Source organism: Stenotrophomonas sp. yr243, from assembly GCF_900184195.1.
Classification (GTDB): Bacteria; Pseudomonadota; Gammaproteobacteria; order Xanthomonadales; family Xanthomonadaceae; genus Stenotrophomonas; species Stenotrophomonas lactitubi.
The window spans coordinates 838387-864949 of the sequence record NZ_FXWT01000002.1 but is presented as its reverse complement, the minus strand read 5'-3'; the positions used below and the strand labels follow the sequence as shown (position 1 = coordinate 864949).

22 protein-coding genes and 2 riboswitches are annotated in these 26563 nt (G+C 66.7%); of the genes, 12 read left to right on the top strand and 10 right to left on the bottom strand.

Translation table 11 applies throughout. The features are described 5' to 3' along the window. Nucleotides 1-515: 515 nt before the first annotated feature. From QOL57_RS10610 to QOL57_RS10595, 4 genes are all read right to left on the bottom strand, one after another. Nucleotides 516-1076 carry a TlpA disulfide reductase family protein gene (locus QOL57_RS10610; protein WP_089237237.1) on the bottom strand — a complete coding sequence of 187 codons (561 nt, stop codon included), beginning with the start codon at nt 1074-1076 and terminating at the stop codon, nt 516-518. Next, complete coding sequence (locus tag QOL57_RS10605) at nt 1073-3463, bottom strand: protein-disulfide reductase DsbD (RefSeq protein WP_089237235.1); 2391 nt, start codon at nt 3461-3463, stop codon at nt 1073-1075. The genes QOL57_RS10610 and QOL57_RS10605 overlap by 4 nt, the downstream gene beginning before the upstream one ends. After that, nucleotides 3460-3798, bottom strand: coding sequence for a divalent-cation tolerance protein CutA (cutA, locus tag QOL57_RS10600; RefSeq protein WP_025878647.1), 339 nt, complete (start codon nt 3796-3798; stop codon nt 3460-3462). Before cutA ends, QOL57_RS10605 begins: the two co-directional genes overlap by 4 nt. 68 nt (nt 3799-3866) lie before the next feature. Then, a complete protein-coding gene (locus tag QOL57_RS10595) occupies nt 3867-5657 on the bottom strand; it encodes an endonuclease (RefSeq protein WP_089237233.1) in 1791 nt (596 codons plus the stop codon). Between the two features lie 309 nt (nt 5658-5966). Between QOL57_RS10595 and QOL57_RS10590 the strand changes: the two genes are divergently transcribed. Both QOL57_RS10590 and groL read left to right on the top strand, forming a co-directional pair. Next, nucleotides 5967-6254 carry a co-chaperone GroES gene (locus tag QOL57_RS10590; protein ID WP_089237231.1) on the top strand — a complete coding sequence of 96 codons (288 nt, stop codon included), beginning with the start codon at nt 5967-5969 and terminating at the stop codon, nt 6252-6254. An 83-nt stretch (nt 6255-6337) separates the two neighbouring features. After that, entirely contained in the window at nt 6338-7987 is a 1650-nt protein-coding gene (gene groL, locus QOL57_RS10585) for a chaperonin GroEL (RefSeq protein ID WP_025878650.1), read from the top strand. A gap of 142 nt (nt 7988-8129) precedes the next feature. Here the strand turns inward: groL and QOL57_RS10580 are convergent, their stop codons facing one another. Next, entirely contained in the window at nt 8130-9032 is a 903-nt protein-coding gene (locus tag QOL57_RS10580; RefSeq protein WP_089237229.1) for a LysR substrate-binding domain-containing protein, read from the bottom strand. A 276-nt stretch (nt 9033-9308) separates the two neighbouring features. Between QOL57_RS10580 and QOL57_RS10575 the strand changes: the two genes are divergently transcribed. From QOL57_RS10575 to QOL57_RS10545, 7 genes are all read left to right on the top strand, one after another. Beyond that, entirely contained in the window at nt 9309-9944 is a 636-nt protein-coding gene (locus tag QOL57_RS10575; protein ID WP_089237227.1) for a glutathione S-transferase family protein, read from the top strand. A 13-nt stretch (nt 9945-9957) separates the two neighbouring features. Next, nucleotides 9958-10986, top strand: coding sequence for an LLM class oxidoreductase (locus QOL57_RS10570; RefSeq protein WP_089237225.1), 1029 nt, complete (start codon nt 9958-9960; stop codon nt 10984-10986). 110 nt (nt 10987-11096) lie between these two features. After that, a complete protein-coding gene (locus tag QOL57_RS10565) occupies nt 11097-11597 on the top strand; it encodes a MarR family transcriptional regulator (protein WP_089237223.1) in 501 nt (166 codons plus the stop codon). Further along, nucleotides 11594-12331 (top strand): HEAT repeat domain-containing protein, encoded by a 738-nt coding sequence (locus tag QOL57_RS10560; RefSeq protein ID WP_089237221.1) that lies wholly within the window; start codon nt 11594-11596, stop codon nt 12329-12331. Before QOL57_RS10565 ends, QOL57_RS10560 begins: the two co-directional genes overlap by 4 nt. A 74-nt stretch (nt 12332-12405) precedes the next feature. Next, nucleotides 12406-12744, top strand: coding sequence for a DUF6616 family protein (locus tag QOL57_RS10555; protein ID WP_089237219.1), 339 nt, complete (start codon nt 12406-12408; stop codon nt 12742-12744). Between the two features lie 84 nt (nt 12745-12828). Next, nucleotides 12829-13089, top strand: coding sequence for a hypothetical protein (locus tag QOL57_RS10550; RefSeq protein WP_089237217.1), 261 nt, complete (start codon nt 12829-12831; stop codon nt 13087-13089). A gap of 252 nt (nt 13090-13341) precedes the next feature. Continuing rightward, nucleotides 13342-14415 (top strand): 3-deoxy-7-phosphoheptulonate synthase, encoded by a 1074-nt coding sequence (locus QOL57_RS10545; protein ID WP_049467209.1) that lies wholly within the window; start codon nt 13342-13344, stop codon nt 14413-14415. 203 nt (nt 14416-14618) lie between these two features. Here the strand turns inward: QOL57_RS10545 and QOL57_RS10540 are convergent, their stop codons facing one another. The 4 genes from QOL57_RS10540 to QOL57_RS10525 form a co-directional block, all read right to left on the bottom strand. Continuing rightward, the gene (locus QOL57_RS10540) at nt 14619-17678 is read right to left on the bottom strand and encodes an efflux RND transporter permease subunit (protein ID WP_089237214.1); all 3060 of its coding nucleotides are present in this window, start codon (nt 17676-17678) and stop codon (nt 14619-14621) included. Continuing rightward, nucleotides 17675-20806 carry a multidrug efflux RND transporter permease subunit gene (locus tag QOL57_RS10535; RefSeq protein ID WP_089237212.1) on the bottom strand — a complete coding sequence of 1044 codons (3132 nt, stop codon included), beginning with the start codon at nt 20804-20806 and terminating at the stop codon, nt 17675-17677. Before QOL57_RS10535 ends, QOL57_RS10540 begins: the two co-directional genes overlap by 4 nt. Continuing rightward, the gene (locus QOL57_RS10530; RefSeq protein ID WP_089237210.1) at nt 20803-21972 is read right to left on the bottom strand and encodes an MdtA/MuxA family multidrug efflux RND transporter periplasmic adaptor subunit; all 1170 of its coding nucleotides are present in this window, start codon (nt 21970-21972) and stop codon (nt 20803-20805) included. Before QOL57_RS10530 ends, QOL57_RS10535 begins: the two co-directional genes overlap by 4 nt. A 238-nt stretch (nt 21973-22210) precedes the next feature. Then, nucleotides 22211-22828, bottom strand: a complete 618-nt coding sequence (locus QOL57_RS10525; protein WP_032952083.1) for a trimeric intracellular cation channel family protein — start codon at nt 22826-22828, stop codon at nt 22211-22213. 83 nt (nt 22829-22911) lie between these two features. After that, nucleotides 22912-23015, bottom strand: a riboswitch (glycine riboswitch). Between the two features lie 13 nt (nt 23016-23028). Then, a riboswitch (glycine riboswitch) is annotated at nt 23029-23118 on the bottom strand. 40 nt (nt 23119-23158) lie between these two features. On the opposite strand from QOL57_RS10525, the gene QOL57_RS10520 reads away from it, so the two are divergent. Both QOL57_RS10520 and QOL57_RS10515 read left to right on the top strand, forming a co-directional pair. Continuing rightward, the gene (locus tag QOL57_RS10520) at nt 23159-23434 is read left to right on the top strand and encodes a GIY-YIG nuclease family protein (protein ID WP_089237208.1); all 276 of its coding nucleotides are present in this window, start codon (nt 23159-23161) and stop codon (nt 23432-23434) included. A 152-nt stretch (nt 23435-23586) separates the two neighbouring features. Continuing rightward, the gene (locus QOL57_RS10515; RefSeq protein WP_089237206.1) at nt 23587-24012 is read left to right on the top strand and encodes a nuclear transport factor 2 family protein; all 426 of its coding nucleotides are present in this window, start codon (nt 23587-23589) and stop codon (nt 24010-24012) included. 262 nt (nt 24013-24274) lie between these two features. Here the strand turns inward: QOL57_RS10515 and QOL57_RS10510 are convergent, their stop codons facing one another. Continuing rightward, nucleotides 24275-25555 (bottom strand): NAD(P)/FAD-dependent oxidoreductase, encoded by a 1281-nt coding sequence (locus QOL57_RS10510; protein WP_089237204.1) that lies wholly within the window; start codon nt 25553-25555, stop codon nt 24275-24277. Nucleotides 25556-25676: 121 nt separating this feature from the next. Here QOL57_RS10510 and QOL57_RS10505 point away from each other — a divergent pair, with 121 nt between their 5' ends. Beyond that, nucleotides 25677-26471: an NYN domain-containing protein gene (locus QOL57_RS10505; protein ID WP_089237202.1), complete on the top strand. Its 795-nt coding sequence runs from the start codon at nt 25677-25679 to the stop codon at nt 26469-26471. Nucleotides 26472-26563: the final 92 nt, after the last annotated feature.

Here is a 26563-nt window from a genome sequence, read left to right as displayed (position 1 = left end):
TCCACGCCATGCGTGGATGCTCTTCGATCCATTGTCGAAATATTCGATTTCGATGGAGATTCATCCACGCATGGCGTGGATCTACCAGATACCGGGAGTCTGTCAGAGGTTGAGCGATGTCGGATTGCGGGGTGTCAGCCGCATGGATGCGGCGACCACGCGCCGCCTTCGGCAGGTTCCCGCGGCTGTTGGTGGGTGTCGACCTTGGTCGACACGTAGATCCACGCGATGCGTGGATGCTCTTCGTTCAATTGTCGAAATATTCGATGTCGATGGAGATTCATCCACGCATGGCGTGGATCTACTGGCTACCGGGAAACTGTCGAAGGCGGGGCACTGTGGGTTTGCGGGGTGTGAGCCGCATGGATGCGGCGACCAAGCCCCCATGGACGGGTTCACGGCGGCCCCGCACACCCACAGTGCCTCGCCATCCCGCAGGAAGCCCGCTGTTGCCGTTGCTTCGGCTGTTGCCGTTGATTCGGCTTCTGCAGGTGCAGGGCGCAGCCCTGCCGACCTTACTTCGCCCAGCCTTCGATCTCGCCGTGCGCGAACGGGCCGAGCTTGGCCTTCACCATCCGGCCCTGCGCATCGAACAGCACGCTGTACGGCAGCAGGCCCTGCGCATTGCCCAACTGCACGCTGGCATCGCGTGGGCCCGGGGTATCGAGCACGATCGTATAGTTCACCGGCACCCGCTGCAGGAAATCGCGCACGCCGTCCGGCGTATCCAGCGCCAGGCCCAACACCTGTACGCCGCGCGTGCCCTGGCCCTCGGCAAAGCGGGCCAGCTCGGGCATCTCTTCCACGCACGGGCCGCACCAGCTGGCCCAGACATTGACCAGCAATGGCCGGCCCTTGAAGCGTTCGCGGATATCCTGCGCGTGACCTTCAGCATCGGGCAGGACCAGCGCCGGCAGCGGATCACCAGGGCGCAGCATCGGCAGCGCTGGCGGTGATACGGCAACAGGCGCTGCGGTTTGCGCCGCCGGCGCCGGCGCCAGCCGATTGCCGGCCCACAGGCCAAGCCCGGCAGCCAGCACCGCTGTCCACAGCAGTGCTGGCCGTTGCCACTTCATCGTGCGGTGCGCAGCAGCGCTTCTTCCACCAGCGCCTGGGTCAGCAGGGTGGGCAGCACCGTCGGCGGCGCGCCCGGGCCGTACACCACGTACAGCGGCACGCCCACGGCCTTGTGCTCATCCAGGAAGGCGGTGATCTGTGGGTCCACATTGGTGTAGTCGCCGCGCATGTACACCGCGTTGGTACGCTTGAGCAGTTCCTTGAACTCCGGGCGCGACAGTACCGCCCGCTCGTTTGCCTTGCAGCTCACGCACCAGTCGGCGGTCATGTTGACGAACACCACGCGGTTGTCGGCGCGCAGGCGGTCCAGCATCTGCGGCGAGTAATCCACCACGTTCTCGCTGCTCGCCTGCGCGGCACGTGCCGGCGGTGCCAGCTGGGTCACGGCCCACACCGGCACCAGCGCCGCGATCACCAGCAGCACGCCCAGCAGCCCGGCGGCGCGCTGGCTGCGCCAGCGGCTGCGCTCGAACAGCCACAGGCCACCGGTGAGCAGCAGCAGGCCACCCAGCGCCAGCGCCATGCCATCCACACCGCGCTGCTTGCCCAGCACCCACAGCAGCCACAACGCGGCGGCATACATCGGGAAGGCCAGCACGTGCTTCAGGGTTTCCATCCACTGGCCCGGCTTGGGCAGGCGACGGGCCAGCGCCGGCACGAAGCCGATCAGCAGGAACGGCAGGGCCAGGCCCAGGCCGAGGAACAGGAACACCAGCATCGCCGCCACTGGCGGTGCAACGAAGGCATAGGCCACCGCCGGGCCGAAGAACGGACCCACGCAGGCACTGCCGACCACGCAGGCCAGCACGCCGGTGAAGAAGTCGCCGGCCGGGCCACTGCGTCGCGCGAGCGACTGGCCGAAGTTGCCGATGCCGCCGCCCATGGTGAACACGCCGGACAGGCTCAGGCCTACCGCGAACATGATGTAGGCCAACGCCGCGACCACGCCGGGATGCTGCAGCTGGAAACCGATGCCGACCGCGTTGCCAAGCATGCGCAGGCCGACCATCAGCGCGCCGATCACCGCGAAGGCAACCAGCACGCCCAGCGTGTACCACATGGCATGGCTGCGGGCGCGTTCGGGGCTTTCGCCGCTCTGCGCCAGGCTCAGCACTTTCAGCGACAGGATCGGCAGCACGCAGGGCATCAGATTCAGCACCAGGCCACCGCCCAGCGCCAGCAGCAGTACCCACAGCAGCGAGCTGTCGGTTTTTGGCACGCGGCTGGGGGCCTTGGTACGCAACGCATTGTCCTGCTGCGCGTCGGCAGCGAAGGCATCGCGCGCACCGCTGCTGGCCTCGGCACCACCCGTGGCGGCCGGCGCGTCGTTGGGTACGGTCGGCAGCAGGCGCAGCGGCGTGCCGTTGGCGGCCTCGCGGGTGCTGGCAGCGGCCGAAGCGGGCAGCGAACGGATCACTTCGTCGCGTGCAGCAGGTGCGTCACTGGTGGCGTTGGCCTTGCCGGCGGGGATCGACAACTTCACCCGCCGGGTCATCGGCGGGTAGCAGATGCCATCGGTCTGGCAGCCCTGGAAGGTCACCACCAGCGTGCTGTCGACGGCCTCGGCGCGGCTGCGGCGCAGCGGCACCGGCACTTCCACCTGGTTGAAATAGACCGCCACATCACCGAAGTGCTCGTCGCGGTGCGACTGCGCCGTCGGCCAACGCGGCTTGTCGGCCAGTACTCCGGCGCTGCCCTCCAGCTTCAGCGAGGTGCGATCGCGATAGAGGTAATAGCCCGGTGCCGGGCTGAAGCGCAGCAGCACGGTGTTGCCATCGCTGGCGATGGCATCGAAGCCGAATGCCTGTTCCGACGGCAGCGGCAGCGCCTGGCTGTTGCTGGTGCCCGGCAGCCGCAGGCCACCGCCACTGCCGGCGCCAGCCAGCGGGTTGTTGAACGCACTGGCGCCAGTGGCGCGTGCGGTCGGCAGCGCGGCAGCCGCACCGCCCGCGCCGGGCAGGGTCACCTGCACCACGCGCTTCTGCGGCGGGTAGCACACACCGGCATCGGCGCAGCCCTGGTAACGCACTTCCAGGCTGATGGTGCCGGCGGCATCGGTGGGCGCGCCGGGCAGGGTGGCCTGCAGGCGTTCGCGGTAGGTCTCCACCTCGCCGAAGAAATCGTCGTGGTGCTTCTTGCCAGCGGGCATCTGCAGCGCAGCGGCATTGAAGGCCGGATCGGCCTTCACCGTGGTGCGGTGGCGATACAGGTAATAGCCGGGGGCGATCTTGAACTGCAGTTGGATCTGGCCACGTTCGGGCGCGCTGGCGGTCAGCGCGAACGCCTGGTCCACCGGCAGCAGATCTTTTTCATCCAGCGCGAAGGCCGGCAATGAAAGCCACAACAGGGCGCACAAGGCGGCGCCACGCGCAAACAGAGTCTTCAATCAGTGTCCTCCCGGGTCTGTGCCCGGATCCAGTCCAGATACGCCGGCAGGCCGGCCCGGGTTTCGACCGCGATGCACTCCGGGAGTTCATACGGATGCAGTTCGACGATCCGGGCGATGGCTTCATCGACACGGCTTGCGGTGGTTTTCACCAGCAGCTGCAGTTCGGCGTCGGTGGTGACCTCGCCCTGCCAGCGGTACGTCGACTGTGCGCCGTCCAGGCGGGTGACGCAGGCAGCCAGGTGCTCGGCGACCAGCGCGTGCGCGATGCGCTCGGCACTGGCCCGGTCCGGGCAGGTGGTCAACAGCAGCAGGACGGGATCGACGGTCGACATGACCGTCGAGTATAGGGCCGTCGCCGGGGCAGGGCCCGGCGACGGCAATGGACCGCAGCGTTGCGCAGTCAGTTGGCCAGCTGGCAGGTGGCCGGCTTGGCCGAGGTGAACAGGCCCGGGGTGGCCCACTCGGGGTGGTCGATGAACGGGTTGCGGTTGCCCTGGAAGCTGTAGATCACGTCATTGCGGGCACGTTCTGCAGCGCTCGGCGGATCAGCAAGATGCCAGTCGATCAGGGTCGACAGCAGGCCCATGTAGGCCGGCGAGCTGCTGGTCTTGACGATCTTGCTGCGGTCGTCGGTCAGTTCCAGGTCCGGTTCGGACTGGCCGGTGGCCGCATCCTTGCCCCCTTCATAGCGGATGGCCATGTACATCACCGCGCGTGCCATGTCGCCCTTGCGTGCACCCCACACTTCGAAGGTGCCAGCATTGCCATCCGGCGTGCGTACCCAGTTCGAATTGCCCGGGTAGCCGCCGCTGCCGCCGCCCTGGCCGTTGTTGGCCTCGGTGGCACGCTCGCCGCAGTTGGCGTCGCACTTGCCGAACGGCTTGTTGCCGCGGTCGGCATTCCACTGTGCGTCGGTCAGGTACAACATGTGGGTGTCGGTGTAGGGCGCGTACGGCAGGCCCTTGTCGCCGGTGGTGCTGGCAAAGCCCAGCGAGTTCGGCCAGGTGTGCTCGCGGTTGTAGGTCAGCCCGCTGCCGGTGCCCGCGCGGCCGCTCACCTTGGTGTAGCTGCGGTTGCGGTAGGCATCGAGGATCTTGCCGCTGTTGTTGGGATCTTCGTCGGCGATCTCCAGGATGGTCCAGGTGCTGGTGCCCGAGCCGCTGTACGGATACGCGGTGTGGCCCTTGATGGTGGCGTGCAGCGAGCAGCGCAGCTGGCTGGGGCTGCTGGTGTTGACCTTCGAGTAATAGCCCGCCGGGCCGCCGGGATTGCCCGGGTCCGGGTTGCCGGTGGTGGTGGCCACGGTGAAGGCGATACGGCTGTCGGTCGCCGGGCGGGCACCCTGCGCGTCGGTGATGCGTGCGGCACGGATGTCGAAGCGGCAGGCTTCACCGGCGACCAGCGCGGTATTGGTCGACAGCTTCACGCTCTTGCCGCTGGCCGGCCAGGTCAGCGGGACGCTGCCGGAGGTGCCGCAGGTCAGTGCGAAGGCGCCGCTGGCGAGGTTGACCGTCTCGCTGAACACCACTTCCAGGTCGGCGGCGGCAGGGAAGGTGCTGCTGCCCTGTGCCGGCGTGGTGGTGGACACCGAAGGCGGCGTGTTCGGGCCCGGGGTGCCACCGCCGCTGAAGGTCTGGTTGTTGTTGCAGCTGCCGAAGGTCTGCTTGGCCGATTCGGCCCAGGTGAAGTGCGCGTACTGGCTGCCGCTGCCGGTCAGCTGCAGCGAGGTGCCCGCCGCGGTGCTGTTGGTTTCGGCAACCGGAATGTTCTGGCTGGTCATGCCGGCGGCGGGGCCACCGGAGGCGGTGATCGCGCCCTCGTAGCTGAGGAACTGGACCACCTTGCCACTGGCGTCGACCAGGGCGATGCCGTCATTGGGGCCGTTCTGCAGGCCGTTGGTGGGGTAGGTGACCACGGCCAGGGTGGCGCTGCCGCAGCTGGCGGCGGTTCCCGCCGGTACCGCGTTGTTGGCGTAGACCGTGGCGGCCGACGGATTGCTGCCGTTGTAGAGGTACAGGCGGTAACCGGACAGGTCCTCGCCGGCGGTGGCGACCACTTCGATGGCTTCGCCGACGTCACCGGCAGCGGTGCTGTCGTCGTAGTGCAGTTCGTTGATGAAGACCTCGGCCTGGGCCGGCGCGGCGGCCAGTGCCAACAGGCAGGCGGCGGCGAGCGGGGACAGCAATCGCATCGACTACTCCTTGTGATTGGGAATGCCGGGCCACCCTAAAGCCGATCTGGTGACACTTTGTCGTAAATGAACGCCAGATATCTGACAGTGAGACGCCCATCACCAAAATACCGGATCCGCGGACATCGAGCTGTCGCGGCGCGCCGATAAAAATTTGCCGGCCGGGCCTTGAAAGGTCCCCGGGGGTCTCCATCTCTGTTCTGCTCCCGACCTGTCGGGCTTTTTCACGCGCGTTGCTGGCAGTCACCTGGTGTGAGTGCTAACATCGCCGGACTTTTTCAGACCAATCAATAACTTAAGAGGTCCCACATGAGCATCAAGCCGCTGCACGACCGCGTTGTGGTCAAGCCGATCGAAGCCGACGAAGTTTCCGCCGGTGGCATCCTGATCCCGGACTCCGCCAAGGAAAAGTCCACCAAGGGTGAAGTCGTGGCCGTGGGCCCGGGCAAGCCGCTGGACAACGGCACCGTGCGCGCCCCGTCGCTGAAGGTCGGTGACAAGGTCATCTACGGCCAGTACGCCGGCAGCTCGTACAAGAGCGAAGGCGTCGAATACAAGGTCCTGCGCGAAGACGACGTGCTCGCCGTCATCGGCTGAGCATCGGCGCGACCTGCTTCATACCCTGATTCCAAACACCCAGCCGCCGGGCATGGCCCGGCGCTACCAATGAGGTAACTGCAATGGCTGCCAAGGATATTCGTTTCGGTGAAGACGCCCGTTCGCGCATGGTGCGCGGCGTCAACGTTCTCGCCAATGCCGTTAAGGCCACCCTGGGCCCGAAGGGCCGCAACGTCGTGCTCGAGAAGAGCTTCGGCGCCCCGACCATCACCAAGGACGGCGTGTCCGTCGCCAAGGAAATCGAACTGGCTGACAAGTTCGAGAACATGGGCGCGCAGATGGTGAAGGAAGTCGCGTCGCGTACCAACGACGACGCCGGCGACGGCACCACCACCGCCACCGTGCTGGCCCAGGCCCTGATCCGCGAAGGCGCCAAGGCCGTTGCTGCCGGCATGAACCCGATGGACCTCAAGCGCGGTATCGACAAGGCCGTCGTGGCTGCCGTCGCCGAGCTGAAGAACATCTCCAAGCCGACCGCTGACGACAAGGCCATTGCCCAGGTCGGCACGATCTCGGCCAACTCGGACGAGTCGATCGGCCAGATCATCGCCAACGCGATGAAGGAAGTCGGCAAGGAAGGCGTGATCACCGTTGAAGAAGGCTCGGGCCTGGACAACGAGCTGGACGTGGTCAAGGGCATGCAGTTCGACCGCGGCTACCTGTCCCCGTACTTCATCAACAACCAGCAGTCGCAGACCGCTGACCTGGATGACCCGTACATCCTGCTGCACGACAAGAAGATCTCCAACGTCCGTGACCTGCTGCCGGTGCTGGAAGGCGTCGCCAAGGCCGGCAAGCCGCTGCTGATCGTTGCCGAGGAAGTCGAAGGCGAAGCGCTGGCGACCCTGGTGGTCAACACCATCCGCGGCATCGTCAAGGTCGTGGCCGTCAAGGCGCCGGGCTTTGGCGACCGTCGCAAGGCGATGCTGGAAGACATGGCCGTGCTGACCGGCGGCACCGTGATCTCCGAGGAAGTCGGCCTGTCGCTGGAAAAGGCCACCATCAAGGACCTGGGCCGCGCCAAGAAGGTGCAGGTTTCCAAGGAAAACACCACCATCATCGATGGCGTGGGTGACAAGGCTGCGGTCGATTCGCGCGTTGCGCAGATCAAGACCCAGATCGAAGACACCTCCTCGGACTACGACCGCGAGAAGCTGCAGGAGCGCGTGGCCAAGCTGGCCGGTGGCGTTGCAGTGATCAAGGTCGGCGCTTCGACCGAAATCGAAATGAAGGAAAAGAAGGATCGCGTCGACGACGCCCTGCACGCTACCCGTGCGGCCGTTGAAGAAGGCGTGGTTCCGGGCGGCGGCGTTGCCCTGGTCCGTGCGGTGTCCGCGCTGGCTGGCCTGAAGGGTGCCAACGAAGACCAGAACCACGGCATCCAGATCGCCCTGCGCGCGATGGAAGCCCCGCTGCGCGAAATCGTCGCCAACGCCGGCGAAGAGCCGTCGGTCATCGTCAACAAGGTCAAGGAAGGCACCGGCAGCTTCGGCTACAACGCCGCCACCGGCGAGTTCGGTGACATGCTGCAGTTCGGCATCCTGGACCCGACCAAGGTGACCCGTTCGGCGCTGCAGAACGCAGCCTCGATCGCTGGCCTGATGATCACCACCGAAGCCATGGTTGCCGACGCTCCGAAGAAGGACGAGCCGGCCATGGGTGGCGCTGGTGGCATGGGCGGCATGGGTGGCATGGGCGGCATGGACTTCTAAGTCCCGCTGCACCGGTAGCGGCCGACCCAGGTCGGCACGCTTCCCTGCTGCAATGAAAAACCCCGCCGCAAGGCGGGGTTTTTTTGTGGGCTGCATCCACGCATGGGGTGGATCTACGGGCGCGGTGCGGGATTACCCGTCGCTACGCTGCGCGTGCTGCCGGCATGTTGTCCTGCAGCCACGCCAGGAACGCTGCCACCATCGGTCGGTCGCTGCCATCGCTGCCAGGCCGGGTCACGGCGTAGTAGGCGAAGGACTGCGGCCACGGCTGCTGCAGGACCACCTGCAGGCGACCGCTGGCCACTTCGTCGGCCACGTGGATGTCGCGCACCAGCGCGATGCCCTGGCCGGCTGCCGCCGCACGTATCAACAACAGATCGTCGTCGAAGGCGGGGCCGCGCTGCAGGCGCGCATCCTGTGGCAGGCCCAGGGCCTGGAACCACAGACGCCAGTCACTGCGTTCGCTGTCCTGCAGCAGCGGCAGCCGCAGGCAGTGCTGCACGCGGGTGATCGCTGGCACGGTTGCCAGCAGCGCGGGGCTTGCCACCGGCAGCAACGCCGGTGCCAACAGGTACTCTGCATGCAGCCCCGGATACTGGCCCAGGCCATGCCGGATCGCGATGTCCACGCCATCACGGCGCAGGTCCACCAGCGCGGGGCTGGCATCCAACTGCACGTCGATTCCTGGATGCCGTGCACTGAAATCGGCCAGTCGCGGCGCCAGCCAGTGCGCGGCGAAACTGGGCGCGGCGCTGATCCGCAACGATGACCTGCCTTGCCACGCTTCCAGTGCGTGCAGGCTGCTGGCGATCTGATCGAAGGCCTGACGCAGTTCCGGGTAGACGCGGCCGCCGGCAGCACTGAGCACCACGCCATGACGGGTTCGATCGAACAGGCTGACGCCGAGCCGTTCCTGCAGCTGCCGCAGTTGCTGGCTGACGGCACCTGGTGTCACGCCCATCACTTCGGCGGCCGCTGTCAGGCTGCCGTGGCGGCTGGTTTCAACGAAGGCCCGCAGGGCCAGCAAGGGCAGTACTGCACCCATCTTCCATTCTCCCGTGACGATGCTGGCGAGCCGTCGGCACGTTCACCGGCCAGCGCAGGGCACAGCATATCGGCCGGGTCGATGGCTGTCGCGCTGGCACGCGCGATGTTGAGCTGGGCTCAACTGCAATCGCAGCAGACATCGTTTCCCACCTGCATGCCCGGTTCCTAGACTGGCTGCACGGTCGCTGCAGCGCCTTTTTCCACATCGCTTCGCCCTGCCCATGCTGTGGGGGGCAGCGCGTGTGCACCCGATTTCTGCCTCCAGGACGTCTCCGTGACCGAACCTTCGCTGCACCTGCATACCGACAGCTCACCCAATGGCTACAAGGCCACCATCGCGCTGGAGGAGCTGGGCCTGCCCTATCGCTTGCACCATGTGCGCATCGAGCAGGGTGAACATCGCCATCCCGACTTCCTGCGGCTCAATCCGCACGGTCGCATTCCGGTCCTCGAAGACCGCGACAGAGGCATCGTGCTGTTCGAATCGGCGGCGATCCTGCTGTACCTGGCCGAGCAGGGCGGCGCATTGTTGCCACAGGCACCGGCCGCCCGCTGGGACGCCATCACCTGGCTGCTGTTCCATGCCTCCAGCGTCGGTCCCATCTTCGGCCAGCGCGTGCATTTCGAACACTTCGCGCAGGAGCGCTATCTGCCGGCGATCGAGCGCTACCGGCACCTTTCCGAAGACATCTTCGCGATCCTCGATGCACGTTTGGTCGAGCGTCCCTGGTTGGCCGGCGATGACTACTCGATCGCCGACATCGCCCACTTCGGTTGGCTGCATGTGCTCCGCGTGATCGACATCGACTTCTCGCGCCATCGCCATCTTTCGGCGTGGTACCAGCGCGTAGCCGGACGGCCCGCCGTCCAGCGTGGCGTGCTGCTGCCTGAGCCTGCGACCGGGCCCTGAGGAGATCCCTGCGATGACCGCTTCCCTTTCGATCCACGGCGCTTCGGCAGCCGCCTTCGCGGGCCATGCCGGCTACCAGCGCATGTTCCGCGCCGATGCACTGACTCTGGGCATCTTCCTGCCGCTGCGTTTCTACCAGGGCGACATGGCGGTACTGCAGGGACAGACCGCGCTGGTGGAAGCCATCGACCGCCATGGCTTCGCTGCCGTCTGGGTGCGCGATGTTCCGCTGTTCGATCCGCAGTTCGGTGACGCCGGACAGGTGTTCGATCCGTTCACGTATCTCGCATGGCTGGCGGCGCGCACCCATCGCGTCGCGCTGGCGACAGGCAGCGTGGTGATGCCACTGCGGCATCCCATCGACCTTGCCAAGGCGGGCGCGTCGATCGATCAGTTGTCCGCAGGGCGGCTGGTGATGGGCATTGCCTCGGGTGATCGACCGCTTGAGTTTCCCGCCTATGGCCTCGACCACGCCCAACGTGGTGAGCGGTTCGCAGATGCCGTGGTGGCCTTCCGGCAATGGTTGCAGCCCGCAGACGGGGCGCTGGCCGGCCATCCCTGGGCCGCGCAGGGCGTGCAGCTGCTGCCGCCGCCGGTCAGCGGTCGCATCCCGCTGATCGTCACCGGTGGTGCCCGGCAGCCGTTGGAATGGATCGGCCAGCACGCCGACGGCTGGCTGACCTATCCCGACGCGACCCATGACGCGGCAGGACCACAGCGGCTGGCGGCGAAGATCCGCGCATGGCGCGCGCAGATTCCCGACGGCGGCTTCCGACCGCACATGACCAATGAATGGTTGGATCTGGTGGATGACCCGGACCATCCGCGCGTGCCGCTGCAGGGTGGCTACTGCCTGCGTACCGGGCGCAAGGGGCTGATCGCGCTGCTGGAAGCGTGGCAGCGCGCCGGGGTCAACCATGCCGCGCTCGGCATCCAGTTCTCGCAGCGCCCCGCTGCCGATGTGCTGCAGGAACTGGCCGAAGAGGTGCTGCCGTTGTTTCCGTCGCATCCCGGCCCACCGTCGCGGGTGATGGAATGGTAGCGGTGCATCTCCGCGATCGCTGAGCTGCGGACCCTGCCGGCGGCGGCGGCAGGCTTGCAGTTCTTGCCTTATGAATTATGATTAGCCGCCTAATCATATCTGGGTGCACGATGCTTGAATTGAAGCACCAGGCCCTCGTCGAGGAGGCGCAGCGGCGTGGTCACGCCAATGTCGCGCAGCTGCGCCTGTGCTTCCAGCTGCTCGCCTTGTCCAGCGCGATCGATCGTGACTGCGCCACACGCCTCGCGTCGCACGGCCTCAGCGAAGGCCGCTTCGTCGTGCTGTTCCTGCTGCACGGCGCAGGCGGCACGCTGCCGCCGCACGTGCTGGCCGAGCAGGCCGGTGTCACCCGCGCCACCATCAGCGGATTGCTCGATGGCCTGCAGCGTGACGGCCTGCTGCAGCGGCGCAGCGATGCCGAAGATGGTCGCCGTCTGCAGATCGTGCTGACGGCGCGCGGCAAGCGCCTGGCCGGCGATCTGTTCGACCAGCACACGCAATGGATCGGTGGCCTGTTCAATGGACTGGATGTCGGCGAACAGGCGCAGTTGTCGCTGCTGCTCGAAAAAGTCTGGCGGCACACCGACGCAGGCCAGGAAGCAGGTACATGAGCACTACCATTGCCACCGCACGCCTGCAGGCACTCAACGCGGGCAGCGCAGCCAGCACGCATCTGGCCGAGTGCCTGGCGGTGGACTTTGCTGCGTTGCTGCAGGCGGTGGCACCGACATTGCCACCGGCCTCGATACAGCACATGCACGCCGCCGCGGGCAAGGGAATCACCGAGCGCATGGCCTTGGCTGCAGCGCTTCTGCGCGAGGCAGGGCAGGACGAGGTGCAGCACTGGCAGGCACATCCATCCGACACCGTGCGGGGGTGGGCGTGCTATCTGATCGGCGATGGCGCGCAGGCGACATTGGCTGACAAGCTGCAGGCGATGCGTCCGCTTGCAGATGATCCACACTTCGGTGTGCGCGAATGGGCATGGTTGGCGCTGCGCAGCGCTATTGTCGACGCACCACTTGAGGCGCTCGCCCTGCTGCAACCCTGGGCGCAGCAGCCTTCGCCGCATCTGCGCCGCTTCGCTTGTGAGGCGTTGCGCCCCCGCGGCGTCTGGGCCATGCACATTGCGCTGTTCAAGCAGCAACCCGAACACGTGTTGCCCGTGCTGGAGGCACTTGCCGATGATCCAGAACGCTATGTGCAGGACTCGGTAGGCAACTGGCTGAACGACGCCGGCAAGAGCCAACCCGGTTGGGTGCGCGATCTGTGCACACGGTGGCAGTCAACACACGACAGCGTCGCCAACGCCTACATCCGCAAGCGTGCGCTGCGCTCGCTGTAATGCCGCACCGTCCACCCGTTTCCCGCTGATGCCGGCCGCTGGCCGGCAACCCCATGACCCTCAAGGAAGACCGCATGTCCCACCTCCTCATCGAGCTGTACACCGCAACGCCGACTTGGAAAGCGTTGTCCGCCGAACAGCGCAACACCTTCTTCACCCGTATCGGCGCCGGCATGCAGCAACTCGACCCTGCATGCGTCGCACCGTTGGCGATGGGCCGCGTGGCCAGCGAGGTGCCACATGCCAGCGCCGAGCAGTACTACGCGGTCTGGCAGTGCGCCAGCCGTGCCGATGCCGATGCCTTGATGGACGCCATCAGTGCCACCGGCTGGCATGACTACTTCGCCACCACCAATGCCGTGGGCGCAGTGGATGCGATGGCCCAGCACCTGGCGGACCTCGCAGCGCTGTAATGCGGCCTGCGGTGGCACATGCGCGTGTCATCCATTCCGGGTAAAGATGGCGCTCGGCCGTATCCATCCGCAGGGAAGTCGAGCATGCAGAGCAAGATCCAGGTGACGTTGTACGGAGCGCTGGGCAGCAGTCCTGCGCTGCAGGTACCCGGCCTGGAAGGGCCGGTGGTGGCCATCCAGGAAGCCACCCTGCGGCAGCTGGTGTCCGATCTGTATACGGCCCGATCCATGCTCAACCCCGAACAGCTGGATGAGGCCAGGCAGGAACTGGACCGCGTGGTGGAGCGCTGGGTGGACATTCACGAGACGCTGTTGCTGGACGTGGAAGTGCATGGCAGCCGATAGTCGGCTGAACCGCGCCCGCAGTTGCGGATGAAACAGTTGGCACCTGCCAAAACCCTGTGTTATCAATAGATCCCATGAACGCAACCCACGCCAGCTTTTATTGGTATTACTTTCCGAAGCCCCCGGCGGAGGAAGGATTGCGCTCACCCTGAAGAAAGCTTCAGACGCATTCCCGAAAGCCGCCAGCGAACCTGGCGGCTTTTTTCATGTCGCCACGCTGCGGACCCCCAACGTTCCGTAGAGACCCCCATCATGCCCCCGCACACCGACGACCTGCGTATCCGCACCATCGAACCGCTGACACCGCCTGCCCAGCTGCTGGCGATGCTGCCCTGCGATGACGAAGCTTCCGACACCGTCAGCGCCTCGCGCGCGGCCCTGCACCAGATCCTGCACGGCCGCGACGACCGTCTGGCCGTGGTGGTCGGGCCATGCTCGATCCACGACCCGAAAGCCGCCATCGAGTACGCACAGCGCCTGAAGCCGCTGCGCGATGCGCTGGCGGGCGAGCTGGAAATCGTCATGCGCGTGTACTTCGAAAAGCCGCGTACCACGGTGGGCTGGAAGGGCCTGATAAACGATCCGGACCTGGATGGCAGCTTCAAGATCGACAAGGGCCTGCGCATCGCGCGTGGCCTGCTGCGCGACATCAACAAGCTCGGCCTGCCTGCCGGTGTCGAGTTCCTCGATGTGATCTCGCCGCAGTACATCGCCGACCTGGTGGCATGGGGCGCGATCGGTGCACGCACTACCGAAAGCCAGGTGCATCGCGAGCTTGCGTCGGGGTTGTCGTGCCCGGTCGGCTTCAAGAACGGCACGGACGGTAACGTCAAGATCGCCGCCGATGCCGTGGGCGCGGCCTCGAACCCGCATCACTTCCTGTCGGTCACCAAGCAGGGCGGCACGGCCATCGTCTCCACCACCGGCAACCCGGACTGCCATGTGATCCTGCGTGGTGGCAAGCAGCCGAACTACGATGCGGCCAGCGTGGCCGATGCCTGCCAGGCACTGGCCAAGGCCAAGCTGCCGACGCGGCTGATGATCGATGCCAGCCACGCCAACAGCCTGAAGAACCATGAGAACCAGCCGAAGGTGATTGAAGACATCGCCACCCAGCTGGAAGACGGCGAGCAGCGCATTGTTGGCGTGATGGTTGAAAGCCATCTGGTCGGTGGCCGTCAGGAGCTGGTCGAAGGCCAGCCGCTGGTCTACGGCCAGAGCATCACCGATGGCTGCATCGACTGGGACACCACCGTGACAGTGCTGGAGCGGCTGGCGGCTGCCGTGCGCGCCCGCCGCGAAGTGAAGGTGTCCGAAGCCGCCTGACGGCGGCACGTGTGTGGATGGCGGCCAGCGCCTGCGGGGGTGCGGCCGCGATCAGGGCCGGTCGGAGTTGGAGACCGGCCCGTCTGCACCGGCGATGCGCCTGGCGCTGCGTATGTACGACAGCGCCAGGTACATCGCCGGGGTGGTGTGAACCCCGACCCGGTTATGTAGATCCACGCCATGCGTGGATGAAGCCGCCCCGCTCAACGCCCCGCCCGCACCCTCGCCAACGCCAGATACATCGCCGGTGTCGTGTACAACGTCAGCCACTGGCTGACCAGCAGCCCGCCCACAATCGCGATGCCCAGCGGCTGCCGCAGCTCCCAGCCTTCGCCGTTGGCCAGCATCAGCGGCAACGTGCCCAGCAGTGCCGCCAGCGAGGTCATCAGGATCGGCCGCAGGCGCAATCGTGCCGCTTCCATCACCGCATCGCGCGCACTCAGCCCGCGGCGTTCGCCGGCCAATGCGAAGTCGACCAGCAGGATGGTGTTCTTCATCACAACACCCACCAGCAGGAACAGACCGAGCAGGGCGATCAGGTTCAGTTCGTTGCCGAACAGCCACAGCGCCAGCAACGCACCGATTCCGGCCGACGGCAGCGTGGACAGGATCACCAAGGGCTGCAGGAAGCTCTCGTAGAGGATGCCCAGCACCAGGTACACCGCCAGCGTGGCACCCAGCACCAGCCACAACTGGCGTGACCGCAGCTGCTCCAGGCCACCGGCCTCGCCGGACAGCTTGGCCTGCACCGAGCGCGGCAGCATCAGTTTGGCCATCGCCGCATCAATGGCCTGCGTGGCCTGCTCCAGGCCCACGCCCGGCGCCAGCGCGAACTCGATCCAGATCGAGGCGAACTGCTCGCTGTGGTACACGCGGTCCGGCGCCATGCCATAGCGCCAGCTGGCGATGCTCGACAGCGGAATGCGCTGGCCGCCGCCATCGATCACCTGCAACCGTGCCAGCGTGCCCGGGTCCTGGGTGTGCTTCGGGTCCAGCTCCATCACCACCCGGTACTGGTTGAGGCTGTCGTACAACGTGGCGACCTGCCGCTGGCTGAAAGAGTTGTTGAGCATGTTGGCCACGGTGCGCAGGTCCACGCCGTGGCGCGCGGCGGCCTCGCGGTCGATGTCCAGCATCACCTGGCGCATGCCGGCCTCGCCCTGCGCTTCCACGTCCACCAGTTCCGGCAGGCCACGCAGCGCAGCAGCGACCTTCGGTGCCCATTGGCGCAATGGCGCGCTATCGGCCGACAGCAACTGGAACTCGTACTTGCCGCTGCTGCCGGCGCCTTCCAGGCGGATGTCCTGGTCCACCCACAGATAGAGATTGCCACCGGGCAGTTTGGGCAGGCGCGCACGCAGGCGGTCGATCACCTGCTGGCTGGAGACGCCGCGCTCGGCCAGTGGCTTCATCTTGATCATGATGAAGGCGTTGTTGACCCCGTTGCTGCCACCGATGTACCCGATGATGTCCTCGATGGCCGGGTCGGACAGCAGCAGTTTGCGGTAGGCATCGATCTTCGGCTGCATCGCCTGGAAGGACAGGCCGTCATCGCCACGCGCGAAGCCACGCAGCTGTGCGGTGTCCTGCTGCGGAACGATGCCCTTGGGTACCTGCTGGAACAGCCAGGCATTGAGTGCGATCACCGCCACGAAGGCCAGCAATGGCCAGCGCAGTTGCCGCAGGCTGGCCTGCAGGGTGCGCAGATAGGCGCCACGCACGCGCTCGAACAGCGCATTGCTGCCGCGCTGCCAGCGCGAGGGCTGTTGTGCGTCATCGACGAACAGGCGCGCGCACAGCATCGGCACCAGGCTGAGTGCCACCAGTACCGACACCGTCATCGCCGCCACCAGAGTCAGCGAGAATTCGCGGAACAGGCGCTCGACGAAATCGTCCAGGAACAGGATCGAAACAAACACCACCGCCAGCGCCAGGTTCATCGACAGCAACGTAGCGCCCACTTCCGATGCACCGCGCACCGCCGCCTGCCAGCGGTCGGCGCCCAGTTCGCGATGGCGCGCGATGTTTTCCAGCACCACGATGGCGTCGTCCACCACCAGTACCGCCGCCACGATCAGGGCCATCAGCGAGAGCGTATTGAGCGAGAAACCCATCAGCGCGATCAACGCCAGCGTGCCGAACAGCACCACCGGAATCGCCACGCTGGGTACCAGTGCCGCACGCCAGTGGCCGAGGAAGCCGAGCACCACCAGCACCACCAGCGCGATCGCCAGCAGCAGGGTCACTTCTGCTTCGTGCAGGGTGGCGCGGATCACCGGCGAGCGGTCCATCACCAGCCGCATGTCCACCGTGCTCGGCAGCAGGGCGTGCAGCTGCGGCAGCTGCGCCTGGATCGCATCGACGGTGGCGATGATGTTGGCGCCGGGCTGGCGGCTGACGATCAGCAGCACGGCCGGGCGTTCGTTGTGGAAGCCACTGGCATAGCGGTCCTCCACGCCATCGGCGACGGCGGCGACATCGCCCAGCCGCAGCAGGCGATCATCGCTGGCCTTCAACGCCAGTTCCCGGTACTGCGCGGCCTGACGCAGCTGCAGCGGTGCTTCCAGTTGCCAGTGCTGCTGCGCGCCTGCGACCGCACCCAGTGGGCGCACCGCATTGGCGCGGCTGATCGCTTGTGCCACGTCCTCCAGCGCCAGCCCTGCGTGATTGAGGGCATTCGGGTCCAGCGATACGCGAACCGCCGGCAGTGCGCTGCCGCCTACCTGCACTTCGCCCACGCCCGGTACCTGCGACAGCTTCTGCGCCAGCACGGTCGAACCCAGGTCGTACAGCTGGCCCGGCGAGAGCGTATCCGAAGTCAGCGCCAGCGCCAGGATCGGCGCCTGCGAGGGATTGACCTTGCGGTACTGCGGCATGCCGGGCATGCCGCTGGGCAGCTGGCCACGGGCAAGGTTGATCGCCGCCTGTACTTCGCGCGCGGCCTCGTCGATATCGCGGCCGAGCACGAACTTCAATTCGATCTCGGTCTGCCCCTGGGTACTGGCCGAATCGATGCGCGAAATGCCGGGCAGGCTGCCCAGTGCGCGCTCCAGCGGCGTGGCCACGGTGGCCGCCATCGATTCGGGCGAGGCGCCGGGCAGGCTGGCGCTGACTTCAATGGCCGGATAGTCGACCTGGGGCAGCGGTGCCACCGGCAGCAGGCGCAGCGCCAGCAGGCCGGCCAGTACCAGCGCCACCGCCAACAGGATGGTCGCCACCGGACGCTGCACGCAGGCCTGTGCCAGGCGTGCCACAGGAGTCATGCGCTGGCCTCGTCTGCTGTTGCGGGTGCCGCCACGCGGCGACGCTGCAGACGGTCGAAGGCCAGGTAGATCACCGGCGTGGTGAACAGGGTCAACACCTGGCTGACCATCAGGCCACCCACCATCACCCAGCCCAGCGGCTGCCGCAGCTCGGCGCCCGAGCCACTGGCCAGCATCAGCGGTACCGCGCCGAACAACGCAGCCAGCGTGGTCATCAAGATCGGCCGGAAGCGCAGCAGCGCCGCCTGGTGGATCGCTTCACGCGGACTCATGCCGCGCGTGCGCTGCGCGTCCAGCGCGAAGTCGATCATCATGATCGCGTTCTTCTTCACCAGTCCGATCAGCAGCACGATGCCGATCACGGCGATCAGGTCCAGGCTGCGTCCGCTCACCCACAACGCGGCCAAGGCACCCACGGTGGCCGAGGGCAGGGTGGAGAGAATGGTGATGGGATGGATGAAGCTCTCGTAGAGCACGCCCAGCACGATGTACATCACCACCACGGCGGCAAGGATCAGCCACAGCGTGCTCGACAGCGAGCTGCTGAAGGCCGCCGCCGCGCCCTGCAGGCGCAGCTCGATGCTCTGCGGCAATGCCACCTGCGCCTGCGCGGCATGCACCGCATCCACCGCTTCGCCCAGCGATGCGCCGGGCGCAAGGTTGAACGACAGCGTGGCCGCCGGGAACTGACCGACATGGTTGCGCAGCAGCGCCGTCGGCCCCTGTTCGACGCGCGCCACCGCCCCCAGCGGCACGGTCTGGCCGTTGCTGCTGCGCACGCGCAGGCCGGTGATCGCCTCCGGCCCCGGTTGCCGCGCCGGATCGGCCTCCAGCACCACCCGGTACTGGCTGGCCTGGGTGAAGATGGTGGAGATCTGCCGTTGCCCGTAGGCGTCGTACAGTGCGTCGGCCACCGCTTCCACATTCACGCCCAGGCGCGCGGCGGCATCGCGGTCGATGCTCACCTTGGCCTGCCGGCCCTGCATCTGCAGGTCGCTGGCCACATCGCGCAGCGCGGGCGACTGGCGCAGCGCGTGCAGCAGCTTCGGTGTCCAGGTTTCCAGCGTCTGCAGGTCCGGCGTGGTCAGGGTGAACTGGTATTGGTTGCGGCTGATGCGGTCTTCGATGCCCAGCTCCTGCACCGGTTGCAGGTACAGAGTGATGCCGGGAATTCTGGCCACGCGCTGCTGCAGCCGCGCCATCACCACGTCGGCGCTCTCGCGCTCGCCATGTGGTTTCAGTTCGATCAGCAGGCGGCCGGTGTTGAGGGCGGCATTGTTGCCGTCCACGCCGATGTAGGAGGACAGGCTGGCCACGGCCGGGTCCTGTTCGATGGCCGTGGCCAGGGCAAGCTGGCGCTCGCGCATGGCCTGGAACGAGATCGCCTGCGGGGCTTCGCTGATGCCCTGGACCAGGCCGGCATCCTGCACCGGGAAGAAGCCCTTGGGCACGGCGAAATACAGCGCCACCGTCAGCGCAAGCGTGGCCACGGTCGCGAGCAGCATCAGTGGCTGCCGTTGCAGCACCCAGCGCAGCTGGCGGTCGTAGAGGGCGATGATGTGGTCGAAGACATCGCGCTTTGGGGTCGGAGCCGTGACCGGATCCGACCCCGCCAGGGTCAGATCCCCTTGGGGCTCTGACCCCTTCGCATGTGGCTTCAGGAATCGCGCGCACAGCATCGGCGTCAAGGTCAGCGACACCAGCAGCGAAATGCCGATGGCCACCGCCAGCGTCACCGCGAACTCATGGAACAGCGCGCCCACCAGGTCGGCCATGAACAGCAACGGGATCAACACGGCGATCAACGAGACCGTCAGCGACACCAGGGTGAAGCCAATCTCGCTGGCCCCCTTCAGCGCCGCCTCGCGCGGGCTTTCGCCGTCTTCCAGGTGGCGGGCGATGTTTTCCAGCATCACGATCGCATCGTCCACCACGAAGCCGGTGGCAATGGTCAGCGCCATCAGCGTGAGGTTGTTGAGCGAATAGCCGGCCAGCAGCATCACTGCGAACGTACCGATCAGCGACAGCGGCACCGCCACGCTGGGAATCAGCGTGGCCGGCAGGTTGCGCAGGAACACCCAGGTCACCAGCACCACCAGTGCGATGGCCAGCACCAGCTCCTTCTGTACGCCGCGCACGGACGCGCGGATGGATTCGGTGCGGTCGCTGAGCACGCTCATCTGCACGCCGGCCGGCAGCGTGGCCTGCAGCTGCGGCAGCAACGCACGCACCTGTTCGACCACGGCGATGACGTTGGCGCCGGGTTGGCGCTGGATGTTCACCAGCACCGCCGGGGTGGTGCCGCTCCATGCCGCCAGCTGACGGTTCTCGGCACCATCGGTGATGGTGGCCACGTCGCCAAGCCGCAGCGGTGCGCCCTCGCGCCAGGCCAGCACCAGCGCGCGGTACTCGGCCACGCTGCGCATCTGGTCGTTGGCGTCGAGCATCACCGCGCGGATCGGGCCATCGAAGCTGCCCTTGGGCAGGTTGACGTTGGCCGCGGCGATCGCGGTGCGGATGTGGTCCATGCCCAGGTTGTTGGCGGCCAGTGCGCCCGGATTGACCTGGATGCGCACGGCCGGGCGCTGGCCACCGGCCAGGCTGACCAGACCAACACCAGGCAGCTGTGCCAACCGCTGGGCGATGCGGGTGTCGACCAGATCGTGCACCTGCGGCAGCGATAGGCCTTGCGAGGTCACCGCCAGGGTCAGGATCGGCGTATCGGCCGGATTGACCTTGCGGTACACCGGCGGCACCGGCAGATCACCGGGCAGAAAGCTGCCGGCTGCGTTGATCGCCGCCTGCACATCCTGTTCGGCCACGCCCAGCGACACCTCCAGGCCGAACTGCAGGGTGATCACCGAGGCGCCACCGGAGCTGGTGGACGACAGCTGTTTCAGGCCGGGAATCTGCCCGAGCTGGCGCTCCAGCGGCGCAGTGATGGTGCGCGTGGTCAGCTCCGGGCTGGCACCGGGGTAGAGCGTGGTGATCTGGATGATCGGGTAGTCGACCTGCGGCAGCGCTGCCACCGGCAGCAGGCGATAGGCCAGCACCCCGGACAGCAGCAGCGCCACCATCAGCAACGTGGTGGCGACCGGGCGCAGGATGAAGGCGCGCGAGAGGTTCATGCGCCGGCCTCGGTCGATGCCTCCTCGGTGATGATCTCCACCGCGGTGCCATCTTCCAGCCCGTCGATGCCTTCGATCACCACCTTGTCACCGGCCACCAGACCGGACCGCACCGCAACGCGACCGTCATCGGCCGGGCCGAGCACCACCGTGCGTCGTTGTGCCTTGTTGTCCTTGTCGATGATGTGCACGTAGTTGCCCTGGCTGCCGAACTGCACGGCGGCATCGGGTACCAGCAGTGCGGGATGCTCACCCAGCTGCAGGCGCACATTGACGAACTGGTTGGGGAAAAGCGCCTGATCGGCGTTGTCGAACTGCGCGCGCAGCTTCAGTGTGCCGGTGGCGGTATCGATGCGGTTGTCGACGCTGGACAGGGTGCCGCTGGCGAGCTGCCGGCGTTCTTCGCGGTCCCAGCTTTCCACCGCCAGCGCCGGCTGCGCCTGTACGGCATCGAGCAGCGCGGGAAGCTCCGGCTCGGGCACGGTGAACAACACGCTGATCGGCGCCGTCTGCGCCAGCGTGACCAGGCCTTCGGTATCGCTGGCATGCACCAGGTTGCCTACGTCCAATCGGCGCAGGCCGACACGGCCGCTGACCGGGGCGACGATGCGCGTGTACTGCAGCTGCAGTCGCGCTTCATCCACGGAAGCCTGGTCGCTGAGGCGACGCCCCTGCAGCTGCCGTACCTTGCTCTGCTGGTCGCTCAGCTCCTGCGCGGACACGTAGTTCTGGCGCTGCAGTTCGCGGTAGCGCTGCAGCTGGCGCTCGGCATTCTCCAGCTCGGCCAGGTTCTGCTGCTGCGTACCCTGTGCGTGCGCGAGCTTCACCTGGTAGGGGCGGGGATCGATCTGCGCCAGCAGGTCGCCGGCCTTGACCTGCTGACCCTCCTGGAAATGCAGGCGCATCAGTTCGCCATCCACGCGGCTGCGCACCACCACGCTGTGCAGCGGGGTGACCGTACCGACCGCCTTCATCCGCAGCACCAGTGGTTCGGCGCTGGCGCGGGCGATGCGTACCGGCACTGCCTTGCTGCCACCGGCTTTTTCGCCACCGTCGGCCTCGGCATGCGGCCACAGCCACCACGCCAGGCCAGCGACAAGGGCAAGGCCGGCAACGACCAACAGCGGACGGGCACGGCGAAAGCGGGAGTTTTCGGCGACAGACATGGGGCATCCTGCGCCCTGCGTGCACGCAGGGTCATGCGGGCCCGTCGGCACCACGAAGGGCCACGGGCAGCGGGGGAGGGGGATTGTCTGGCGGGGCCGCGGACGCGGCGTGGCTGGATGCCGTCGCGCGTGCGACGGGGCGCCAATGGTAGCGGTTTACGCGGGCCGTCGCCGCGTGACCTTGGTCATGCGCCCCGACCGATGATGCCGGTCGCCAGCCAGCATCACCGCCAAACGATCAATGCACTTCGTCGTGGTACACGAACTTCGGCATTTCCCAGCGGTAGTGGATTGCCAGCAGGCGCACGGCGAACCCACCACCCAGGCAGCACAGGATCGCCGTGGCATCGGCCACACCCCAGTGCAGCAACAGCAGATACACCGCACCGGTCAGCAGCGAGATGATTGCGTACAGCTCTTTCTGGAAAATCAGCGGTACCTCGTTGCAGAGGATGTCGCGCAGCACGCCGCCGAAGGCGCCGGTGAGCATGCCGGCGATCAGCACGATCGGCAGCGCATGGCCCGCCTCGCGCGCGATCGAGCAGCCGATCAGGGTGAAGGCGATCAGGCCCAGCCCGTCCAGCACCAGGAAGGTGCGGCGGAAGTGGTGCATCCAGCGCGCCACCCAGGTGGCGATCAGCGCCGCGCATACGGTGAAGCCCAGGTACTCGGGATGTTTCACCCAGCCCAGCGGGTAATGGCCGAGCAGGATGTCGCGCAGCGAGCCGCCACCGAGGGCGGTGACGCAGGCGATCATGACCACGCCGAACAGGTCCATGCGGCGGCGGCCTGCAGACAGGGCGCCGGTCATGGCTTCGGCGGAAATGGCGATCAGGTAGATGATGGACAGCAGCATGGGCAGGCTCCGGACGCGGTGGGGCCGGCCATGCGCGACCACCGCCATTGCCTGCGCAATGACGGGATGACGATGACCGGTGCCGCTCCCGCTGTCCTTTTGCCTGAGAGTTCAGCGGTGTGAGCCGCGTGCCCCTTCGGCGGATCGTCCCGGGCATGCCCGGTGACCTCTCTCCAGCTCGGCGAGTCGAATGCATGGTTGGTGGGATTCCAGCCCACCGGCCTGAGCGATCATGGGAGCCTGCGCCTTCGGCGGGCGCCAGCGCGGCGCCTCTCTCCTGCATTCGGCCGCCAGTATATCCGCTGCAGTGCAGCACGGCATAATCCGGCCATGGTTTCGCCTTCCCGCCCGTGGTTCCTGTACCTGCTCGAATGCCGCGACGGCAGCTATTACGCCGGCATCAGCACCGACGTGCAGGCCCGTTTCGCCGCCCACCAGGCCGGCAAGGGGGCCCGATACACCCGGTCGCGGCCGCCGCTGCGGGTGCTGGCGGTACGCGAATACCCGGACAGGGCAACGGCCTCACGCGCCGAATGGGAGCTCAAGCAGCAGCCGCGCGAACGCAAACTGGCCTGGCTGCAGGCGCCGGCCGAGGCTGTTCTGTAGAGCCGAGCCGATGCTCGGCTGCTGCACTGGGCGACGAGCATCAGCCGAGCATCGGCTCGGCTCTACAACATCGCCAGTAGATCCACGCCATGCGTGGATGGGGCGCATCCGGCCATGCCATGATCGCCCAGCCCTCAGCGCTGGAGACCCGGATGTCCACCGTTGCCCTGTTATTCGCACTGTCCGCAGTAGCAAGCCCCGCCGCCGACTCCACCACGATCGCCGCCATCGAAGCCACCTGCCACGACTATGTCGATGGCCAGCTGGAAGCCGACCCGCAGCGCGTCGCCCGTTCCCTGCATCCGGACCTGGCCAAGCGCGCGGTGCTCGGTGATACACCCGACGAACGCCTTGGCCTGCGCCGGATGTCGAAGGAAGAACTGGTTGCGTTGACCAGGCAGGGCGCGTTGAAGACCCCGAAGGAGCAATGGGACCGCCGCTGCACGGTGCTGGACGTGACCGGCAACGCGGCCTCGGTGCGGCTGGAAACCCCGTGGTTCGTCGACTACTTCCACATGGGCCGCTTCGACCAGCGCTGGGTCATCGTCAACGCGCTGTGGTACCCGAAGCCGAAGTAGAGCCCCCCATGCGTGGCTGCGCTACATGCAACCTGCACAGAAACTCATCCACGCATGGCGTGGATCTACTTTGCCGGTCGAGGACGCGCCCACGGCACTACCTATCGCGAAGATTTCTGCCGGACATGAGCGGGTGCCCAGCGGCCCGATGAAGCAGTAGAGCCACGCCACGCGTGGCTACGCTCCATGCAGCCTGCACAGAAATCCATCCACGCATGGCGTGGATCTACTGTGTCGGTCGAGAGGTCACCCACGGCAGTACCTACCGCTTCGGTCGCCGGTCTTCGCGGTCATCGCCAAAAATGATCCGCGCGCTGCGCTGGTAGCTCCAGTACGCCACCGCCCAGTTCAGCAGCACTACGACGCGGTTGCGGAAGCCGATCAGGAAGAACACGTGCGCGGCCAGCCAGAACCACCAGGCCAGCACACCCGACAGCTGCAGCTTGCCCAGGTGCACGATCGCGGCCATGCGACCGATGGTGGCCAGGTTGCCGAAGTCGGCGTACTTGAACGGCCCCGGTGCCGGCTTGTCGTGCAGGCGTGCGCGAAGCGTTTCCGCCACGTACTTGCCCATCTGTTTGGCGGCCGGGGCCACGCCCGGTACCGGCTTGCCGTTGGCCTGGCTCAGCGCGGCCAGGTCGCCGGCCACGAACAGTTCGGGATGGCCGGGCAGGGTCAGGTCCGGCTGCACCTGCACGCGACCAGCGCGGTCCAGCGGCACGTCCAGCGTGCGCGCCAGCGGCGAGGCAGCCACGCCGGCGGCCCAGACCACAGTGCGCGCGGGCACGAACTGGTCGCCCAGTTTGAAGCCCTGTCCATCGATGTGGCTGACTGGCGTGCCCGTCATCACTTCCACGCCCAGCTTTTCCAGCTGCCGGCGTGCTTTCAGCGAAAGCACTTCGGGGAAAGTGGACAACACGCGCGGACCGGCCTCGACCAGCCGCACCTTGGCGCTGGCTGGATCGATGTGGCGGAACTCATTGCGCAGCGTATGCCGGGCGATTTCAGCGAGGGTGCCGGCCAGCTCTACACCGGTCGGGCCACCGCCCACCACCGCAAAGCTCAGCCATGCGGCCTTTTTTTCCGGGTCCGGCTCGGCCTCGGCGCGCTCGAACGCCAGCAGCAGTTTGCGGCGCAGAGCGATAGCATCGTCCAGCGTCTTCAGGCCAGGCGCATCGTCGGCCCATTCGTCGTGGCCGAAGTAGGCGTGGGTGGCGCCGGTGGCCAGCAGCAGGCTGTCGTAGTCCAGCGTGCTGCCATCGGCCATGCGCACCTGGCGGGCTTCCTTGTCGATGGCCACCACTTCGCCCAGCCGCACCTCCACGTTGCGCTGGTGGCCGAGGATGTGGCGCAGCGGTGCGGCGATATCCGGAGCCGACAGTCCCGCGGTGGCCACCTGGTACAGCAGCGGCTGGAACAGGTGATGGTTGCGACGGTCGACCAGGGTGATGCGTATGCGTTCGCGGGCCAGCGCACGGGTGGCCCACAGGCCAGCGAAACCGCCGCCGACAACGACCAGGTGGGGGACGCGATCACGACTCATCGACTCACTCCAGGGGGGCATGGGGGAAGCGCCTGGCATCTTCGCACGGCCGGTCCTTGTCACGTCAGCGTGCATCCGGATCGGCGATACTCGGGTTCAGGCAACTGCCCGTGAGGAGTCCATGAGCGAACCGGAAAAGCGCATCGCCCTGTTGATCGACGCCGACAATGCACCAGCCTCGAAGATCGACGAAGTCCTGGCCGAGGTCGCCCGCTATGGCGTGGCCAACGTGCGCCGTGCCTATGGCAACTGGAAGAGCCCGCGGCTGAAAGGGTGGGAGGCGGTGCTGCACGAATACGCGATCCGGCCGATCCAGCAGTTCGCCTACAGCAAGGGCAAGAACGCGTCGGACATGGCGATGGTGATCGACGCGATGGATCTGCTGTACGCGCGCAACCTTGATGGTTTCGCGATCGTGTCCAGCGATGCCGACTTCACCCCGATGGTGATGCGCCTGCTGACCGATGGCGTGAAGGTCTATGGCTTCGGCGAAAAGAAGACCCCGGAGCCCTTCGTCAACGCATGCTCGAAGTTCACCTATCTCGAAGCGTTGGGCCAGACCCACGCCAGCGTGCAGGATGTGGAGCAGGCATCGAGCGAACCATCATCGAACGAACAAGCGCCCAGCGAACAGGCGAGCAGCGAGGATGCACGCCCACGCAAGAGCGGCGCGGAAATGCGCAGCGACACGCGCCTGGTGAAGATGCTGCGCCGTGCGGTGTCCTCGGCAGAAGGCGAGGATGGCTGGTCGCACCTGGGCCCGGTCGGCAGCCAGATCGGCAACCAGGCCTCGTTCGATCCGCGCAATTACGGTTACGGGAAGCTCAGCGATCTGCTGGCCGCAATCGGTTTGTTTGAGCTGAAGAAGGACGGCAAATCCTCGTACGTGCGCGCGCTGCCGAAGAAGAACCGGTAACGCGCGGCCACGCAGCGTCGCCGGGCATGGCCCGGCGGGTGCCCAATGCAGTCGTTGCGCACGCACACACCCAAGCCGATCAGGCGTATCGT

What these genes read in the sequence shown, in the direction of transcription:
- QOL57_RS10525 (WP_032952083.1), bottom strand. Translation starts at nt 22,828, where the DNA reads ATGCTGCTGTCCATCATCTACCTGATCGCCATTTCCGCCGAAGCCATG.
- QOL57_RS10515 (WP_089237206.1), top strand. Translation starts at nt 23,587, where the DNA reads ATGTCCACCGTTGCCCTGTTATTCGCACTGTCCGCAGTAGCAAGCCCC.
- cutA (WP_025878647.1), bottom strand. Translation starts at nt 3,798, where the DNA reads ATGTCGACCGTCGATCCCGTCCTGCTGCTGTTGACCACCTGCCCGGAC.
- QOL57_RS10570 (WP_089237225.1), top strand. Translation starts at nt 9,958, where the DNA reads ATGACCGCTTCCCTTTCGATCCACGGCGCTTCGGCAGCCGCCTTCGCG.
- QOL57_RS10560 (WP_089237221.1), top strand. Translation starts at nt 11,594, where the DNA reads ATGAGCACTACCATTGCCACCGCACGCCTGCAGGCACTCAACGCGGGC.
- QOL57_RS10610 (WP_089237237.1), bottom strand. Translation starts at nt 1,076, where the DNA reads ATGAAGTGGCAACGGCCAGCACTGCTGTGGACAGCGGTGCTGGCTGCC.
- groL (WP_025878650.1), top strand. Translation starts at nt 6,338, where the DNA reads ATGGCTGCCAAGGATATTCGTTTCGGTGAAGACGCCCGTTCGCGCATG.
- QOL57_RS10580 (WP_089237229.1), bottom strand. Translation starts at nt 9,032, where the DNA reads ATGGGTGCAGTACTGCCCTTGCTGGCCCTGCGGGCCTTCGTTGAAACC.
- QOL57_RS10535 (WP_089237212.1), bottom strand. Translation starts at nt 20,806, where the DNA reads ATGAACCTCTCGCGCGCCTTCATCCTGCGCCCGGTCGCCACCACGTTG.
- QOL57_RS10590 (WP_089237231.1), top strand. Translation starts at nt 5,967, where the DNA reads ATGAGCATCAAGCCGCTGCACGACCGCGTTGTGGTCAAGCCGATCGAA.
- QOL57_RS10550 (WP_089237217.1), top strand. Translation starts at nt 12,829, where the DNA reads ATGCAGAGCAAGATCCAGGTGACGTTGTACGGAGCGCTGGGCAGCAGT.
- QOL57_RS10555 (WP_089237219.1), top strand. Translation starts at nt 12,406, where the DNA reads ATGTCCCACCTCCTCATCGAGCTGTACACCGCAACGCCGACTTGGAAA.
- QOL57_RS10545 (WP_049467209.1), top strand. Translation starts at nt 13,342, where the DNA reads ATGCCCCCGCACACCGACGACCTGCGTATCCGCACCATCGAACCGCTG.
- QOL57_RS10565 (WP_089237223.1), top strand. Translation starts at nt 11,097, where the DNA reads ATGCTTGAATTGAAGCACCAGGCCCTCGTCGAGGAGGCGCAGCGGCGT.
- QOL57_RS10505 (WP_089237202.1), top strand. Translation starts at nt 25,677, where the DNA reads ATGAGCGAACCGGAAAAGCGCATCGCCCTGTTGATCGACGCCGACAAT.
- QOL57_RS10595 (WP_089237233.1), bottom strand. Translation starts at nt 5,657, where the DNA reads ATGCGATTGCTGTCCCCGCTCGCCGCCGCCTGCCTGTTGGCACTGGCC.
- QOL57_RS10520 (WP_089237208.1), top strand. Translation starts at nt 23,159, where the DNA reads ATGGTTTCGCCTTCCCGCCCGTGGTTCCTGTACCTGCTCGAATGCCGC.
- QOL57_RS10510 (WP_089237204.1), bottom strand. Translation starts at nt 25,555, where the DNA reads ATGAGTCGTGATCGCGTCCCCCACCTGGTCGTTGTCGGCGGCGGTTTC.
- QOL57_RS10530 (WP_089237210.1), bottom strand. Translation starts at nt 21,972, where the DNA reads ATGTCTGTCGCCGAAAACTCCCGCTTTCGCCGTGCCCGTCCGCTGTTG.
- QOL57_RS10540 (WP_089237214.1), bottom strand. Translation starts at nt 17,678, where the DNA reads ATGACTCCTGTGGCACGCCTGGCACAGGCCTGCGTGCAGCGTCCGGTG.